Origin of the sequence: uncultured Polaribacter sp. (assembly GCF_947495205.1) — a bacterium.
Taxonomy (GTDB): domain Bacteria; phylum Bacteroidota; class Bacteroidia; order Flavobacteriales; family Flavobacteriaceae; genus Polaribacter.
This window is the reverse complement of record NZ_CANLXV010000011.1, coordinates 108015-124626: the sequence shown is the minus strand read 5'-3', so window position 1 is coordinate 124626 and position 16612 is coordinate 108015. Positions and strand designations below refer to the sequence as shown.

Annotated in this window: 17 protein-coding genes; 14 read left to right on the top strand and 3 right to left on the bottom strand. The window is 30.5% G+C overall.

Annotated elements, in window-relative coordinates:
- Window positions 1-336 precede the first annotated feature (336 nt).
- Window positions 337-2031, top strand: coding sequence for a lysine--tRNA ligase (gene lysS, locus Q0762_RS11620; RefSeq protein WP_298767068.1), 1695 nt, complete (start codon window positions 337-339; stop codon window positions 2029-2031).
- A gap of 135 nt (window positions 2032-2166) precedes the next feature.
- Window positions 2167-3084, top strand: a complete 918-nt coding sequence (locus tag Q0762_RS11615) for a glutaminase (RefSeq protein WP_298767067.1) — start codon at window positions 2167-2169, stop codon at window positions 3082-3084.
- A 21-nt stretch (window positions 3085-3105) separates the two neighbouring features.
- Here the strand turns inward: Q0762_RS11615 and Q0762_RS11610 are convergent, their stop codons facing one another.
- Both Q0762_RS11610 and rsmG read right to left on the bottom strand, forming a co-directional pair.
- Window positions 3106-3498 carry a hypothetical protein gene (locus Q0762_RS11610; RefSeq protein ID WP_298767066.1) on the bottom strand — a complete coding sequence of 131 codons (393 nt, stop codon included), beginning with the start codon at window positions 3496-3498 and terminating at the stop codon, window positions 3106-3108.
- Window positions 3499-3505: 7 nt separating this feature from the next.
- Window positions 3506-4135, bottom strand: coding sequence for a 16S rRNA (guanine(527)-N(7))-methyltransferase RsmG (rsmG, locus tag Q0762_RS11605; protein WP_298767065.1), 630 nt, complete (start codon window positions 4133-4135; stop codon window positions 3506-3508).
- A 120-nt stretch (window positions 4136-4255) separates the two neighbouring features.
- Between rsmG and Q0762_RS11600 the strand changes: the two genes are divergently transcribed.
- Both Q0762_RS11600 and Q0762_RS11595 read left to right on the top strand, forming a co-directional pair.
- On the top strand, window positions 4256-5347 hold the full coding sequence (locus Q0762_RS11600; protein WP_298767064.1) for an acyl-CoA desaturase: 1092 nt from the start codon (window positions 4256-4258) through the stop codon (window positions 5345-5347).
- 23 nt (window positions 5348-5370) lie between these two features.
- On the top strand, window positions 5371-6558 hold the full coding sequence (locus tag Q0762_RS11595; protein ID WP_298767063.1) for a pyridoxal phosphate-dependent aminotransferase: 1188 nt from the start codon (window positions 5371-5373) through the stop codon (window positions 6556-6558).
- Window positions 6559-6707: 149 nt separating this feature from the next.
- Here Q0762_RS11595 and Q0762_RS11590 read toward each other — a convergent pair whose 3' ends face one another.
- Window positions 6708-7490: a S1/P1 nuclease gene (locus tag Q0762_RS11590; RefSeq protein WP_298767062.1), complete on the bottom strand. Its 783-nt coding sequence runs from the start codon at window positions 7488-7490 to the stop codon at window positions 6708-6710.
- Window positions 7491-7613: 123 nt separating this feature from the next.
- Here Q0762_RS11590 and Q0762_RS11585 point away from each other — a divergent pair, with 123 nt between their 5' ends.
- The 10 genes from Q0762_RS11585 to Q0762_RS11540 all read left to right on the top strand — a co-directional run bounded on the left by Q0762_RS11585 (window position 7614) and on the right by Q0762_RS11540 (window position 16602).
- Window positions 7614-8474, top strand: a complete 861-nt coding sequence (locus Q0762_RS11585; protein ID WP_298767061.1) for an SPFH domain-containing protein — start codon at window positions 7614-7616, stop codon at window positions 8472-8474.
- A gap of 159 nt (window positions 8475-8633) precedes the next feature.
- On the top strand, window positions 8634-9095 hold the full coding sequence (locus tag Q0762_RS11580) for a hypothetical protein (protein ID WP_298767060.1): 462 nt from the start codon (window positions 8634-8636) through the stop codon (window positions 9093-9095).
- Entirely contained in the window at window positions 9092-9250 is a 159-nt protein-coding gene (locus Q0762_RS11575; RefSeq protein ID WP_298767059.1) for a DUF4177 domain-containing protein, read from the top strand. The genes Q0762_RS11580 and Q0762_RS11575 overlap by 4 nt, the downstream gene beginning before the upstream one ends.
- Window positions 9251-9252: 2 nt before the next feature.
- Window positions 9253-9735: a hypothetical protein gene (locus Q0762_RS11570; RefSeq protein WP_298767058.1), complete on the top strand. Its 483-nt coding sequence runs from the start codon at window positions 9253-9255 to the stop codon at window positions 9733-9735.
- A gap of 2 nt (window positions 9736-9737) precedes the next feature.
- Window positions 9738-10184, top strand: a complete 447-nt coding sequence (locus Q0762_RS11565; RefSeq protein WP_298767057.1) for a DUF1648 domain-containing protein — start codon at window positions 9738-9740, stop codon at window positions 10182-10184.
- Window positions 10184-11101: an alpha/beta hydrolase gene (locus tag Q0762_RS11560; RefSeq protein WP_298767056.1), complete on the top strand. Its 918-nt coding sequence runs from the start codon at window positions 10184-10186 to the stop codon at window positions 11099-11101. Before Q0762_RS11565 ends, Q0762_RS11560 begins: the two co-directional genes overlap by 1 nt.
- A gap of 1 nt (window position 11102) precedes the next feature.
- On the top strand, window positions 11103-11267 hold the full coding sequence (locus Q0762_RS11555) for an Arc family DNA binding domain-containing protein (RefSeq protein WP_298767055.1): 165 nt from the start codon (window positions 11103-11105) through the stop codon (window positions 11265-11267).
- Between the two features lie 125 nt (window positions 11268-11392).
- Window positions 11393-14554, top strand: a complete 3162-nt coding sequence (locus Q0762_RS11550) for a hypothetical protein (RefSeq protein WP_298767054.1) — start codon at window positions 11393-11395, stop codon at window positions 14552-14554.
- A 65-nt stretch (window positions 14555-14619) separates the two neighbouring features.
- A complete protein-coding gene (locus Q0762_RS11545; RefSeq protein WP_298767053.1) occupies window positions 14620-15288 on the top strand; it encodes a DUF2490 domain-containing protein in 669 nt (222 codons plus the stop codon).
- Between the two features lie 9 nt (window positions 15289-15297).
- A complete protein-coding gene (locus Q0762_RS11540) occupies window positions 15298-16602 on the top strand; it encodes a DUF819 family protein (RefSeq protein WP_298767052.1) in 1305 nt (434 codons plus the stop codon).
- Window positions 16603-16612 lie beyond the last annotated feature (10 nt).

Sequence of the window (16612 nt, the reverse complement as noted above, 5' to 3'; positions counted from 1 at the left end):
AGCTCTTTTTTATTCTTTTTTGAATAAAAAAAGCGAGTAGTGAAAGCTGGAAATAGCTTCAAAAAAGAAATATTATGAGCTCTAGAAATAAATTAGAAATAAAAAAAAGCGTCCCATTTAAGGGAAGCTTTCCATTGGTTAACAAAACCACGACACTTTTACTAAAGTGCCAAACAACACAACTAAATGCTACTTCAACAAAAAGTAGCATGCAAATATACAAACTTTTATAAATTCTACAACAAATAATCTTTATTTTATCGAATTCTGTAATTGCTAGCTAATTGAAAGATTGTATATTTGCACTCTTTAAAAATAATCATTAAATTATTAGAAATGCAATTATCAGAACAAGAAGTTGTACGTAGAGAAAAGCTTGTAAAATTAAGAGATTTGGGTATTAATCCTTATCCGGCAGATTTATTTCCTATAAATGCAACTTCAGCAACTATTAAACAAGATTTTGTTGAGGGAAAAGAAGTGATTATTGCGGGTCGTTTAATGGTGAAAAACATACAAGGAAAAGCGTCTTTTGGGCAGTTACAAGATGGTGAAGGTAGAATACAATTGTATTTTAATAGAGATGAAATTTGTGCTGGCGAAGACAAAACTTTATACAATACTGTATTTAAAAATTTGCTAGATTTAGGTGATTTTATTGGGGTAACTGGTACGCTTTTTACCACAAAAGTTGGTGAAAAAACGGTTTTGGTAAAAGAATTTAAATTGCTTTCTAAAGCTTTAAAACCTTTGCCAATTCCTAAAGTTAAAGATGGTAAAACGTATGATGCTTTTACAGATCCAGAAATGCGTTACAGACAACGTTATGCAGATTTAGTAGTGAATCCGCATGTAAAAGAGGTGTTTGTAAAAAGAACAAAATTGTTTAATGCAATGCGTTCTTTTTTTAATAATGCTGGTTATTTTGAAGTAGAAACTCCGGTTTTACAACCCATTCCTGGTGGTGCTGCTGCAAGGCCTTTTATAACGCATCATAATTCTTTAGACATTCCCTTATATATGAGAATTGCCAATGAATTGTATCTAAAGCGTTTAATTGTTGGTGGTTTTGATGGTGTGTATGAGTTTTCTAAAAACTTTAGAAATGAAGGAATGGACAGAACGCACAATCCTGAATTTACCGCCATGGAAATCTATGTTTCTTACAAGGATTATAATTGGATGATGGATTTCTGTGAGCAACTTCTAGAGCATTGTGCAATTGCTGTAAACGGAACTTCTGAAGCTACTTTTGGCGAACATAAAATAAACTTTAAAGCGCCTTACAAAAGAATTACAATGCGCGATTCTATTTTAGAATTTACTGGTTTTGATATCTATAACAAAACTGAAGATGAAATTAGAGCTGCAGCAAAAGGCATGCAAATAGAGGTTGATGAAACCATGGGAAAAGGAAAATTAATTGATGAAATTTTTGGCGAAAAATGTGAAGGAAATTACATTCAGCCTACTTTTATTACAGATTATCCTAAAGAAATGTCTCCACTTTGTAAAGAACACAGAGAAAATCCAGAATTAACAGAGCGTTTTGAATTGATGGTTTGTGGGAAAGAAATTGCCAATGCATATTCTGAATTAAACGACCCAATTGACCAACGTGAGCGTTTTGAACATCAATTAAAATTAGCTCAAAAAGGAGATGATGAGGCTACAGAGTTTATAGATGAAGATTTTTTACGTGCTTTAGAATATGGAATGCCACCAACCTCTGGAATGGGAATTGGTATGGACAGATTAATCATGTTTTTAACCAATAATCAATCTATTCAAGAAGTGCTTTTCTTCCCTCAAATGCGTCCTGAGAAAAAAGCACCTTCTATAGCTTTAACTGATGAAGAAAAAGCAGTTTTAGCAATGATTACCAAAGCTGAAAAAATAGAATTGGTAGCTTTAAAAACACAATCTGGTTTATCTAATAAAAAATGGGACAAAACCATTAAAAGTTTAACTAAAAAAGAGGTTGCTAAAGTTTCTAAAACAGACGAAGGTTTGTTTGTTGAATTGGCATAACATTTTTTTGATTTTTGATCTAAAACAAATAACAAAACAGCCTACTGTTTTGTTATTTATTTTTAGAGCATAGCAATAATGGAAAGCGCAATTACACTTTTATAAAATTACTTTTATAGCCCTAAAATAGCACTAATGGAAAATTATCAAAAAATAATAGAAGACATATATCTTAATTTAAAGAATGTTAACGATCCTGGAAAAGTGGCCAACTATATTCCAGAATTAGGTACTGTTTCTGCTGATAATTTTGGTATAAATATTACTGATATTCATAGAAAATCTTTTAGTATTGGAGATGCTGATAAAAAATTTTCCATACAAAGTATTTCTAAAATTTTAACGTTAACCTTGGCTTATCAGTTAGAAGGTGAAGAACTTTGGAAACGTGTAGATGTAGAACCTTCTGGAAATCCGTTTAACTCTTTATTACAATTAGAGGCCGATTTTGGAAAACCTAGAAATCCGTTTATTAATGCAGGAGCAATTGTAATTTGTGATGTCTTAATAAGCCATTTAAAAAACCCAAAAGAAGATTTTTTAAACTTCTGTAAAGATATTTGCCATAATAACAATTTAGCATACTCAGATAAAGTAGCACAATCAGAAAAAGAAACTGGCTTTAGAAATACGGCTTTGTGTAATTTTATTAAATCTTTTGGTAACATTAAAAATAAAGTTGAAGATGTGCTGGATTTTTACTTTTACACCTGTGCTTTAGAACTTAGTTGTGCAGAACTTTCTCAAATATTTTTATTTTTAGCCGATGATCATTTTCTTTGTCAGAAAGGAAAAACTGTTTTAACAGAAAGTCAAGCCAAAAGAGTAAATGCCATTATGCTAACTTGTGGTTTTTACGATGAGTCTGGCGAATTTGCTTTTAGAGTTGGTTTGCCCGGTAAAAGTGGTGTTGGTGGTGGTATTGTGGCAATTCATCCAGACAATTATGTAATTACAGTTTGGAGCCCTAAACTAAATCCAAAGGGAAATTCTTACAAAGGAATGCACTTTTTAGAACAATTTACTACACAAACAGGGATTTCTATATTTTAAAAAATTACTTTTTTTAAAACACTATTCTTCAAAAAAAGTAACATTGGTAAAAGTTGGTGCAGTTTCTGTAATAGAACCTACACCTTTTTTGTTTATTTTAAAAGTAATGTCTTTTTCTGTACTAAATAAAATTACGGATAAAAAAGTACTTTTTAAATAAGGAGTTACCCTTTTAAAGGCTTCTTCTAACGTACAAACTGTAACTTCATCTTCCATTTCTCGTGGCCTAAAACTTAATTTTACAGCTACTTTTTCTTTCTCCAATTCAGAAATGGGTCTCACAAAAATATTTTTCAACTCGCGTTTACCAATTGTTTTCGCTAAAGTAACTTTAGCAAAAGTACCCTCATTTGCGCTTAGTTTTACTTGTTCCCAAAACCGAACAAATACTTCTTGATATTCTAATTGCATCATAACAAAATTATCCTTTAAACTTCATTCCTAAATGCACTACTTTTTTAGTTTCAAAAAAATCTTCTTCAAAAAAATCTGGTAAATTGTAGATTGTTGCAGAAGTGTATAATTTTAATTCTTCAGTTAAATCGCCACCTTTTAAATATAAGATGCCATTTTTTAAATCGTGATTTTGTTTTTTAGCAATTTTTCCTTTGTTCCAACGCACAAAAGTTTCCATTTGCGCTACTGCCCTACTTACAATAAAATCGTAAGTATCTTTTACCTCTTCTACTCTACCGTGTGTAGTTTTTACGTTTTCTAAGCCCAAACCAGCAACAACTTCATTCACCACTTTTATTTTTTTTCCTATAGAATCTACCAAATGAAACTGCGTTTCTGGAAATAAAATAGCTAACGGAATTCCTGGAAAGCCGCCTCCTGTGCCAACATCCATTACTTTAGAACCTGGTTTAAACTGTATTATTTTAGCAATTCCTAAAGAATGTAAAACGTGTCTTAAATACAATTCATCGATATCTTTTCTTGAAACCACGTTAATTTTCAAGTTCCAATCTTCATACAATTCTTGTAATTTTGCAAATTGTGCGGTTTGTAATTCTGTTAAATTTTTAAAATATTTGTGAATAATATCCATTTATGCTTAATTTAGTTTTGCAAAAGTAGTTATTTGTATGTAAACAATTCTAAACAAAAATTGTCGTTTATCATATAAACCGAAATTAAATAAACTATTTTTGCATTATTAATTTATAACATGAAAACAATAAACTTCTCGCGGGTAGATAAAGCAAAATTCTTTAGAACGTTAAATAAACGAGTAAATACTTACTTTAAAGAAAACAATATAAAAAGAACTGGTAACTGGAAATTATATACAAAAGCAGTAATAATGTTTTCCTTGTTCTTAATACCTATTTTATTAATTTTAACCGTTTCTATGTCGCAATGGCTTATGGTTTTATTGATGGTTATTACTGGCGTAGGTTTAGCTGGTGTTGGTATGAATGTAATGCATGATGCCAACCATGACTCTTTTTCTAAAAGAAAATGGGTAAATAAATTAATGGGAAGTAGCATTTATATGTTAGCAGGAAATGTATATAATTGGAAAGTACAACACAATGTTTTACATCATACATTTACAAATATAAAAGACCATGATGAAGATATTGATGCTGGTAGAATTATCCGTTTTTCTAAACATTCTAAGTGGTTTAAAATTCATAAACTTCAAAAATATTATTCTGTTTTTATTTACGGTTTACTAACTATAAACTGGGCAATTACTACAGATTTTAAGCAAATGAGAAGATACCTTAAAAAGAAATTGTCTTATGGCGAATTTCCAAACCCAAGAACAGAATGGACTAAATTAGTAATTTCTAAAATTGCGTATTATTTGCTTTGGCTTGTTTTACCTATTGCAATTATGGATATTGCTTGGTGGAAAGTTATCATAGGCTTTTTTATAATGCACTATACAGCAGGTATGATTTTAAGTTTGGTTTTTCAACTAGCACATATTGTGCCCAATACAGAAATGCCTTTACCAGATAAAAACGGAAATTTAGAACACACTTGGGCAGTCCATCAATTATACACAACCTCTAACTTTGCACCTAGTAATTGGTTAGTAAATTTTTATACAGGTGGCTTAAATCATCAAGTTGAACATCATATTTTTCCACATATTTCTCATGTACATTATGGTAAATTGGCTAAAATTGTAAAAGAAACTGCGCTAGAATTTAATTTGCCATACAACGAGTATAAAACAACTAGAAAAGCAATTATAGAACATTTTAGACACCTTGGCGTTTTAGGAAAAAATACAGAATTAGCATAACACAACAACAACTTTTATATACAATGAAACATCCATTATCGGACAGAATTATGAGCTTGCCTGCTTCTGCTACATTAGCTATGGCTGCAAAAGCAAGAGAATTAAAAACAGCAGGTAAAGACATTATTGGGTTAAGTTTGGGAGAGCCAGATTTTAATACACCAGATTTTATTAAACAAGCTGCAATAGATGCTGTAAACGAAAATTACAATTCTTATACACCTGTAGATGGTTATGGTGAATTGAAAGAAGCGATTTGTACAAAATTTAAAAGAGATAATAATTTAACCTATACACCAAATCAAATTGTAGTTTCTACAGGAGCAAAACAATCTATTGCAAACGTAATGCAGGTTTTATTAAATCCTGGAGATGAAGTTTTATTACCTTGTCCTTATTGGGTAAGTTACTCTGCAATTGCTACTTTATGTGAAGCAAAATCTGTAGAAATTCGTTCTTCTATAGAAGCTAATTTTAAAATTACACCAGCACAATTAGAAGCTGCAATAACTCCAAAAACCAAACTAATTTTATTCAATTCGCCAAATAACCCAAGTGGAGTTATGTATAGCGAAGCAGAATATAGAGCTTTAGCCGCAGTTTTAGAAAAATACCCAGATATTTATATTATGTCTGATGAAATTTACGAACATATTAACTATGATGCAAAACCATTTAGTTTTGGAGCTATAGAAAGTATGTTTGATAGAACCATTACCGTAAACGGATTAGCAAAAGCATTTGCTATGACAGGTTGGAGAATTGGTTACTTAGGCGCTCCAGAATGGATTGCTAAGGCTTGTACAAAAATGCAAGGACAAATTACTTCTGGCACAAATTGTATTGCACAAAGAGCTGCAATTACTGCTGTTTTAGCACCTATTAGTAAAATACAATATATGGTAGACGAGTTTAAAACTCGTAGAGGAATTATAATAGATTTACTTAGAGAAATTGATGGTTTTAAAGTAAATGTACCAGAAGGTGCTTTTTACGTTTTTCCTGATGTTTCTGCATTTTTTGGTAAAACTTTAAATGGTGTAAAAATAGATAACGCTAGCGATTTTGCATTGTATTTATTAGAGCATGCAAATGTTGCTACAGTTACTGGTGATGCTTTTGGAGCACCAGATTGTATTAGAATATCTTATGCAGCCTCTGAATTACAAATTAGAGAAGCTATTAAAAGAATTGCAACAGCATTAAGCTAAAAAATACTCTTATTTAATTTTATCAAAATCCATCTTTTTAAGATGGATTTTTTTTTGGTTACTTTTCCTTTTAAAGATTTCCTTATTTAATTTTAACCGAAAAATTTTGAATAAAACAGATACCCATACTAAAAACCACGCTAATTTTTTTACTTATAAATATCGTTTAAAACTTTAGCCAAACGAATTCCGCCAATTTGCAATTGATCTCTAACAATACCAAAATAATCGTAAGAATATCTATAACGCAAATTTTCGCCAGATTTTACAGATTTGTATACTTTTTTGGTAAGTTGATGTACTTCGTTTACCCAATCTTCTATAGTTCCTTGTTCTATAATAGCAATTTGTTCTTTAGATAAATCTTTAGCATTGTCTGCTAATTCTAAATAACTCATATTCCATTCTTCAATCATTTTAGTGTCCCAAACCGCATGTAAATTTGTTCCTTGACCAAACCATTGCACTTGCACAGTATTACCACCTTTATCTTCTTTTCTACCAATATGCATTGGTTGATGTAAATCGCCCATAAAATGTACTAGCATTTTTAAGTAAAACACTTTATCTGCTGCACTGCTATTTTTGTCTTTTAAAATGGCAATAGATTTCTTAATACCTGTTACTAAATCTCCTTTAGGATTTTTTTTTGCTGTTGCATACGTTTCATCAAAATCCATGTTTACATAATGTAAAGGAGAAAACTCGCGGTATTTTCTGTCTGATTTTATTTCATCTGCAAACGTAGAAACAAAAGCCAAACTTTGGCCGCTTAAAATTTCATCTACCTTTCTTTTGGTCTTTCTTTTTAAATACTGCTCTGCAATTTTACCAGTTGCCCTGTGTCCATTTTGTCCCCAAAAATCGTCATCATCATGCGTAGCATTAGAAAATAAAAAAAACGGAATTATTAATAATATTTTAAATTTCATTTTTATAGTTTTAAGATAAGTGGCGCGAAGTTATAAAAAATAATTTGTTTGGATATTTGGAAAACAACAATATATTTTAATATATTTACAATATCAATTTAATATCACTATAAAGTTTAATTTATGAAAGCAGAAAAAATTATTAAACCGGCAAATGGTTATTTAATGTTACTAATTGTTTTAATACTCTTTTTTGGAGGAATTGCAATGTGTTTTTTACAAGAAACCGGAATTTATATACCTCTAATTCTTATCGGGTTTATTGGGTTTTTTGGATTCATCCTAGTAAATCCAAATACCTCTAAAGTTATTTTGCTTTTTGGTAAATATGTTGGTACCATAAAAGAAAACGGTTTGTTTTGGGCAAATCCTTTATACAGAAAAAAAACAATTTCTTTAAGAGCAAGTAATTTTGATTCTGAAAGATTAAAAGTAAATGATAAGTTAGGAAATCCAATAATGATTTCTACCATTTTAGTTTGGCGCGTTACAAATACGTACAAAGCAGCTTTTGATGTAGATAATTATGAAAACTTTGTACGCGTACAAACAGATGCAGCTGTTAGAAAACTAGCAAGTATGTATCCTTATGATAATTTTGCAGATGAAGGGCATGATGAAGATATTACATTGCGTTCTAGCGTAAACGAAGTTTCTGAAGCTTTAGAAAAAGAAATAGACGAACGTTTATCTATTGCAGGAATTGAAGTTTTAGAAGCCAGAATTGGGTATTTAGCATATGCGCAAGAAATTGCATCTGCCATGTTAAAAAGACAACAAGCTACTGCTATTGTTGCTGCAAGACATAAAATTGTACAAGGTGCAGTAGAAATGGTAGAAATGGCTTTAGAAGAGTTAAATAAAAAGGATATTGTAGCTTTAGATGAAGAAAGAAAAGCAGCTATGGTAAGTAATCTATTAGTTATTTTATGTGGAGACAAAGAAGCTTCTCCTGTTGTAAATGCTGGGACTTTGAGTCATTAAAATGATGGTTGATGGTTGATGGTTGATGGTTGATGGTAAATTTAAAAAATCAGTGTCATTTCGACCTTGTGGAGAAATCTTTTACTTTAAAAACTAGATAAAAAAACACTGTCATTTGAACCTCCTAAAAAAATCTAAATTTATAAAACAAATGAGAACATGGAAAAATTTGTAATGGTAGATGGCTATATCTCTATGGATAATAAGCAACTATTCTTAGATATTAATAGCCATAAAAGAGATTTAAAATCTAGAGGTGGTTGGTTAGGCGTATTTTTTGCTTTTGTTGGCATTAGTGTTTTACATACTTTTAAAAGAATAGAACTTTTAAAAAATTTCTTTGACTATTTTGATTTTGGTTTAAGAATTTTAGGAGGGATTACAATTATAGTGGTAATAATTTATTTGATTTTTTTTAGAAAATCTAACAAAAAATTATACATAAATGAAATAAAAAAAATAGACGTTGAAAAACAAGAATTTGAAACAGATGTATCTATTATTTTTAACAATAAAAAAAGGCTAGAATTAGAGTTTAGAAATCTAGAAAACCAATTACAACCTTTTTTAGAAACCATACAAAAAAGAAATTCGAGAATTAAAATTGATTTTATAAAATGAAAGAATATAAAATTGTTGAATTAAAATTAGGCTTAAGAAATAGAACTCAAAAATTTGAAGATTTATTAAATCAATATGCAAGAGAAGGTTGGACTTTTAAAACTATTCCTTCTGGATGGAATAGTGTAATTTTCGAAAGAGATAAAAACCGTTAAAAGTGAAAGTTTTTAAAGAAGAACAGCGTTTTACACAAACTTGGTTACTTGTAATCATGGGTTTTAGTTTAGTGACTCCATTATATTTAATTATAAGGGAATATAAAGCAATGTCTACTTTAACTTTCTCGCTAACAAGCTTTGGTATTTTGTTTTCCTTTGGTTTAATTTTTCTTTTTAAACTAAAAACTAGAATAGACGAAATTGGAATTCACTACCAATTTTTCCCATTTCATTTGAAATATAAAACCATTAAATGGAACGAAATAGAAACTGCCCGTATAAGAATTTACGATCCTATTGGAGAATATGGTGGTTGGGGTTTAAAAGGTGGCGCTTTTTGGAACAAATCTAAAGGAACATGCATTAATGTTTCTGGTGATATTGGTATTCAATTAGAATTAAAAAACGGAAAAAAACTATTAATTGGTACTCAAAAAAAAGAGCAAGCAACCCATGTTTTAAAAACTTATTTTAAAAATTAATAATGAGTAAAGCGAATAGAAAAATACTAATATTTAGTGCAGTTATTACAGTTGTTTCATGGATATATGTTATTTTTAGTTATGCTGCTTTACCAAAAAAAATTGTAGGTCATTTTAATTTTAATGGCAAAGTAACAACATATAATGATAAGTACACTATTTGGTTTTTACTTGGCATATTTACGCTTTTACAATATGCTATTTATTGGTTATCCAAACAAAAAACACCTAATAAAAGCAGTTTAAAAAGTAAAGCAGCAGAAAAAACTGTAGCGCTTTTTACCATGCCTTATGTTGCAGTTGTACTCTTATTATTAAACATTTTAATTGTAGAGAAATCTCTAAACAATAGTTTTAATTCTGGTTGGTTTTTATTTTTTTTTATAGGATTAACAATATTGTTTATCGTAGCATTTTTTACTTTAATTTATAAAAACTTAAAAACATAATGAAAAACAGACTTTATATTCTCCTAGCTTTCTTTAGTTTTTCTGTTTTTTCGCAAATTAATTCCGAAGAAATTATTCTAAAAAACGGCAATATAGAATTACCAGGAACACTAAGCTATCATAAAGAAAAAACACCTTTATTAATTTGGGTGCATGGTTCTGGAAATGTAGATAGAAATGGAAATCAATCAGGTACACCTGTAAAAGCAAATTACATAAAACAGTTTAGAGACGCTGTTAATAAAGAAAATATTGCTTTTTTTAGTTTTGATAAAAGAACTGCAAATAAAAAAAATGCTCCTTTTTTAAAAGGAACCAAAATAACAGATTTTGGGTTAGATGTAGTAAAAGTTGTAGAACATTTTAAAAGAAAAAACAGGTTTTCCAAAATTATTTTAGTGGGTCATAGTCAAGGGTCTTTAATAGCCATGTTAGCTTTAAAAAATGTAGATAAATACATTTCTATTGCTGGTGCTGGCGAACCTGTAGATAAAGTAATTGTAAAACAAATTGGCAAAAACAACCCAACTTTAGGAGAAGTTGCGCAAGAACAGTTCGATTCTTTAAAAGCTCATAAAAAAATAACGGTTGTAAATCCTTTTTTAAGAAATATTTTCGCGAAACAAAATCAGGCTTTTTTATACTCTTGGATGCAATTAGACCCAGCAGAAGAAATAAAAAAAATAAACGTTCCAATTTTAATTGTACAAGGAAATAAAGATTTACAAGTAAAAATCGAAGACGCAAAATTGTTATATAATTCTAATAAAAAAGCAACATTAGAAATTATAGAAAACATGAATCATGTCTTAAAAGAAATCACAAAAGATGAAGACAATTTAACTTCTTATTATAGTGATAAATTCCACATTTCAAAAAAACTAATTGAAGTTATAAATCAATTTGTAAAAAAATAACATGGCAAAAAAGAAAGCTTTCGCGTTGCGAGTTAATGAAGAGATGCTAAAAGCCATAGAAAAATGGGCTGCAGATGAATTTCGCTCTACAAACGGACAAATTGAATGGATGCTAAACAACGCTTTAAAAGAAGCAAAAAGAGAACCTAAAAAGAAGCAAGAGTAACAAGGGAAGTAAACAAAGGGTTTAAACCCTGGTAAAACAATTTTGTTAAAAAAACGTTCAATTTTCATTGAGCGTTTTCTATTTTGTATCTTGTTAGCTTTTAAATAAACTAACGCAATTTTACAATGAAAAAACACTTTACTCTTGTATTTTTACTAGCAACTACTCTACTCTTTTCGCAAAAATTTTCTATGGATTTGGTTAAAAACATGAAACCTAGAAATATTGGTCCTGGAGGTATGTCTGGTCGTATAACTGCAATAGATGTTGTAGAAAGTAACCCAAACATAATGTATGTAGGTACAGCCTCTGGTGGTATCTGGAAATCTACATCTGGCGGTACAACTTGGCAGCCTATTTTCGAGAAAGAATTAACAGCTTCCATTGGTGCAGTTGCCATTCAACAATCTAACCCAAGTGTAATTTGGGCAGGAACCGGAGAAGGAAATCCAAGAAATAGTTTAAATGGTGGTTTTGGAATTTACAAATCTTTAGATGCTGGTAAAACTTGGCAAGCTATGGGTTTAGAAAAAACAAGACACATTCATAGAGTAATTATAGATCCAACAAATCCAAATATTGTTTACGTTGGCGCAATTGGCTCACCTTGGGGAACGCACAAAGAACGTGGTGTTTACAAAACTACAGATGGTGGTAAAACTTGGAAACAGATTTTAATTACAAATATAAAATCTGGTGCTGCAGATTTGGTTATGGATCCTAAAAATCCAAACAAAATAATTGCTGCCATGTGGGAACACAAACGCGATCCTTGGTTTTTTAAATCTGGTGGAAAAGGTAGTGGTTTATACATTACGCACGATGGTGGAGAAAACTGGAAAAAAATTACCGAAAAAGAAGGTTTCCCTAAAGGGGAATTGGGTAGAATTGGTGTAGCCATTGCACCTAGTGACCCTAACGTAATTTATGCTTTGGTTGAAGCCAAAAAAAATGCTTTGTATAAAAGTGAAGATGGTGGTTTTAAATGGAAAAAAATAAACGACAAACCAGGTATTGGAAATCGTCCTTTTTACTATTCTGAAATTTATGTAGATCCATTAAATGAAAATAGATTGTATACTGTTTTTACGTATGTAAATGTTTCACAAGATGGTGGTAAAAATTTTAAACAATTAATGCCTGCTTATGGTGTAGATAATGGGGTTCACCCAGATCATCATGCCTGGTGGATTCACCCAAAAAACGGTAAATTCATGATAGATGGTAATGATGGTGGATTAAATATTACCAAAGATGGTGGTAAATCTTGGCGTTTTATTGGTAATATTCCTGTTGCACAATTTTATCATATTAATGTAGATAATGAATTCCCTTATAATGTTTATGGTGGAATGCAAGATAATGGTTCTTGGAGAGGACCTGCTTATGTTTGGAAAGCTCAAGGAATTAGAAATTCTTACTGGCAAGAAATTTCTTTTGGAGATGGTTTTGATGTAGTACCAGATAAAGATAATTCTAGATATGGTTGGTCTATGAGTCAGCAAGGTGCTGTTGTGCGTTATGATTATAAAACGGGTAATAATTACTCTGTAAAACCAACACACAAAGATGCAAATGTAAAATTGCGTTTTAATTGGAACGCAGCAATTAATATAGATCCTTTTGATAACAGCACTTTATATTTTGGTAGTCAATTTGTACATAAATCTACAGATAAAGGTTTAACTTGGAAAGTAATTTCTCCTGATTTAACTACCAACAATCCAGATAAATTAAAGCAAGCAGAAAGTGGTGGTTTAACTATGGATGCTACTGGTGCAGAAAATCATTGTACCATTTTAGTTATAGAACCAACACCTATAGAAAAAGATGTTTTATGGGCAGCTACAGATGATGGACAAGTACATATTACAAAAGATGGCGGAAACAAATGGACAAATGTTGCTAAAAACTTAAAAGGTTTACCAGCAAATTCTTGGATAACGCAAATTAAAGCATCAAACAAAAATAAAGGTGAAGCACTTTTAGTTGCCAATGATTATAGAAGGTTTAATTACACACCTTACGCATACAGAACCAAAAACTATGGTAAATCTTGGGAAAGAATTGTAGATGAAAATGATGTACAATCTTACACCTTAAGTATTATTGAAGATCCAAAAAATAAAAACTTACTATTTTTAGGTACAGATGATGGTTTATATGTTTCTATAAACGCTGGTAAAAACTGGACAAAATGGACAAATGGTTTTCCCACTGTTCCTGTAAAAGATTTGGTAATTCAAGAAAGAGAAAACGATTTGGTAATTGGTACTTTTGGTCGTGCTGCATGGGTTTTAGATGATATTAGACCTTTAAGAGCCATGGCAAAAAGTAATATTACACGTAAAAAATTACACCTTTTTCAACCACCAACAGCCTATCAAGCTGCGTACCAACAACCAACAGGTAGTAGGTTTGGTGCAGATGCTATGTACCAAGGAGAGAACAAAAAAGGTGGCGCAATAATTTCTTATTTCATAACAAAGGACTTAAGTCCCTTGCAAAAAGAAGAAAAGAAAAATATAAAATACGACTCTATTCAACTAGAAATTTTTGACGGTGCTAGAAAAATTAGAACCTTAAAATTTAAAGCACCCAAAGAAAGTGGCGTTCATAAAACCACTTGGTATTTAAGAGAAAAAGGAGTAGCCAGAGCCTCTAGAACCATAAAAAAAATCTCTAGAGAACCTAGTGGAGTAAGCGTAAAACCTGGTACTTATCAATTAAAAATGACTTTTGGAAATGTAGTTTCAGAATCATCTATAAAAGTGGCTTCTGACCCTAGATTACAAATTTCTAATGAAGCCATAAATCAGAAATACAATGCAAGTAAGGAGTTGGAACAATACCAAGAAAAAATTGCAAACGTGGTAAAACAATTGGTAGAAAGCAAAAATACTGTAAGTGCTGTAAAATCTGCTTTAACTAAAGAAGATAAATCAAAATACAAATCAGAAATAAAAGCTTCTTCAGAAATAGATAAGAAGATAGAAAAACTAATTGCAAAATATTTAGGAACTATAGATAAAAGACAAGGCATTACTAGAAATCCAGAAATTACAGTAAGCCAACGTTTTAGTCAAGCAAGTAGATACATTCGTTCTCGTTTTGGTGTGCAAACAAATACAGAAACTATTTTAATGAATCAATTTAAAGATGAATTTAAAAAAGTACTAGCTGAAACCAATGCATTTTTTAATTCAGATTGGGTAAATTATAAAACATCCGTAGAAAATATTAACATTTCTAAATTTAAAGAAACTAAAATATTCTCGGTAAATTAAGCTTCGAACGCTTTAAAAACGAAAATCTCTCGCACATAGCGAGAGATTTTTATATGTTTACAGTTATGATTAAAAAAGTATTTTTTATTACGTTTATGTTAATTACTGCTATTAACTATGCCCAAAAAAATCCAGAGAATTTACTAGGATCCTGGTATATGTATAATGGTTCGCATAAATTAACTGAAAAATTTACACTAAAAACCGCCATTCATTTTAGATATTTTGAATTGATAGAAGAATACCAGCAAGAAATTTATAGATTGGGTGTAAATTACAAAATAACCAAACAATTAAATTTTACTTTGGGTGCTGTATATTCTATAAAAGATGAATCTTACAAAGAAAATTTACCTGATTTATATGAATATCGTTTTTACCAAGATTTAAATTTGAAAGATAAATGGGGTAAATTTAATGTAAAACATAGAATAAGATTAGCACAACGCTTTAGAAGAAAAAACTTTGAAAACAGCACAACGCATAGAATTAGGTATGGCTTATTTGTAAACTATCCTATTTCTAATACATTTACAACTTATGCTTTTAATGAAGTATTTATAAAGTTTGCAACCAAATCTTTTGGAGAAAATAGAACTGGTTTTGGTTTTTTGCAGCAAATTAGTAATCAAGTTAAATTAAAATTGGGCTATATGTACACACAATTTAGCAAAACTCAATCTCACAGATTACAAATTGGGGTAATTGTAAATACCAATCATATCAAAAAATAAAATAATTATATGGAACCACTTTTTACAAACGATGCCATTGTTTTTGGAATTTTAATGCTGTCTTTAGGTTTTGTTTTTTACACAGAAAGTAAAACAACTGGTTTTTGGTACAAATTCTATAAAATAGTTCCAGGACTTTTTATGGCGTATTTAATTCCTGCTATTTTTACAACTGCTGGTATTATCTCTCCAGATTGGGAAACTATAAATACTACGGGCCAAATTGTTAAAGAAAAATCGCAATTGTATTATATAGCCAGCCGTTTTTTATTGCCTGCCGCTTTAGTTTTAATGACTCTAAGTATCGATTTAAAAGCAATTTTTAATCTAGGCTCAAAAGCTTTAATAATGTTTTTTACGGGAACAATTGGTATTGTAATTGGTGGTCCTTTGGCTATTTTGCTAATTGCCATATTTTCACCTGAAACAGTTGGTGGTGCAGATTTTGATGCTGTTTGGAGAGGACTTTCTACACTTGCAGGAAGTTGGATTGGTGGTGGAGCAAACCAAACTGCCATGCTAGAAATTTACAAATACAATCCTTCTAAATATGGTGCAATGGTTTTTGTAGATATTGTTATTGCTAATGTTTGGATGGCAATTATCTTAATTGGAATTGGTAAAAAAGAAAAAATAGATAAATGGTTAAAAGCAGACACTTCTGCTATTGAAGAGTTGAAAACAAAAGTTTCTAAATTTTCGCAAAGCGTAAAAAAGAATCCAACCTTAACAGATTATATGATTATGTTAGCATTGGCATTTGGTGCCGTTGGTTTTGGACATTTTGCAGCTGGATATTTAAGCGCATTTTTTAGTGAATTTGTGGCGAATATTACCTCTCAAACAATTAGAAATATTTTCTCTTTTTTAGGTTCTGGTTTTTTCTGGTTAATTAGCATTTCTACCATTGTGGCCATTTTATTATCTTTTACAAAAGCAAAAAATTATGAAGGTGCTGGCGCAAGTAAGTTGGGTAGTATTTTTATCTACATTTTGGTAGCTACTATTGGTATGAAAATGAACCTTGCTTTAATTCTAGAAAATTTAGGTTTAATTGCAATTGGTTTTGTTTGGATGAGTATTCATGCAGGACTTTTAATTATAGTTGCCAAATTAATTAAAGCACCGTACTTCTTTTTAGCGGTTGGAAGTCAAGCAAATGTTGGTGGTGCAGCCTCTGCTCCTATTGTAGCGCAAGCCTTTCATCCTTCTTTAGCAACTGTTGGGGTTTTATTAGCTGTTTTTGGTTATGCAATAGGTACAATTGCTGCAATTGCATGTACTATTTTAATGGAATTATCTTCAACTTTCTAAATAAAAAACA

What these genes read in the sequence shown, in the direction of transcription:
- Q0762_RS11575 (WP_298767059.1), top strand. Translation starts at nt 9,092, where the DNA reads ATGAAAGAATATAAAATTGTTGAATTAAAATTAGGCTTAAGAAATAGA.
- Q0762_RS11590 (WP_298767062.1), bottom strand. Translation starts at nt 7,490, where the DNA reads ATGAAATTTAAAATATTATTAATAATTCCGTTTTTTTTATTTTCTAAT.
- Q0762_RS11585 (WP_298767061.1), top strand. Translation starts at nt 7,614, where the DNA reads ATGAAAGCAGAAAAAATTATTAAACCGGCAAATGGTTATTTAATGTTA.
- Q0762_RS11550 (WP_298767054.1), top strand. Translation starts at nt 11,393, where the DNA reads ATGAAAAAACACTTTACTCTTGTATTTTTACTAGCAACTACTCTACTC.
- Q0762_RS11580 (WP_298767060.1), top strand. Translation starts at nt 8,634, where the DNA reads ATGGAAAAATTTGTAATGGTAGATGGCTATATCTCTATGGATAATAAG.
- Q0762_RS11555 (WP_298767055.1), top strand. Translation starts at nt 11,103, where the DNA reads ATGGCAAAAAAGAAAGCTTTCGCGTTGCGAGTTAATGAAGAGATGCTA.
- rsmG (WP_298767065.1), bottom strand. Translation starts at nt 4,135, where the DNA reads ATGGATATTATTCACAAATATTTTAAAAATTTAACAGAATTACAAACC.
- Q0762_RS11560 (WP_298767056.1), top strand. Translation starts at nt 10,184, where the DNA reads ATGAAAAACAGACTTTATATTCTCCTAGCTTTCTTTAGTTTTTCTGTT.
- Q0762_RS11545 (WP_298767053.1), top strand. Translation starts at nt 14,620, where the DNA reads ATGATTAAAAAAGTATTTTTTATTACGTTTATGTTAATTACTGCTATT.
- Q0762_RS11615 (WP_298767067.1), top strand. Translation starts at nt 2,167, where the DNA reads ATGGAAAATTATCAAAAAATAATAGAAGACATATATCTTAATTTAAAG.
- Q0762_RS11565 (WP_298767057.1), top strand. Translation starts at nt 9,738, where the DNA reads ATGAGTAAAGCGAATAGAAAAATACTAATATTTAGTGCAGTTATTACA.
- lysS (WP_298767068.1), top strand. Translation starts at nt 337, where the DNA reads ATGCAATTATCAGAACAAGAAGTTGTACGTAGAGAAAAGCTTGTAAAA.
- Q0762_RS11540 (WP_298767052.1), top strand. Translation starts at nt 15,298, where the DNA reads ATGGAACCACTTTTTACAAACGATGCCATTGTTTTTGGAATTTTAATG.
- Q0762_RS11595 (WP_298767063.1), top strand. Translation starts at nt 5,371, where the DNA reads ATGAAACATCCATTATCGGACAGAATTATGAGCTTGCCTGCTTCTGCT.
- Q0762_RS11610 (WP_298767066.1), bottom strand. Translation starts at nt 3,498, where the DNA reads ATGATGCAATTAGAATATCAAGAAGTATTTGTTCGGTTTTGGGAACAA.
- Q0762_RS11600 (WP_298767064.1), top strand. Translation starts at nt 4,256, where the DNA reads ATGAAAACAATAAACTTCTCGCGGGTAGATAAAGCAAAATTCTTTAGA.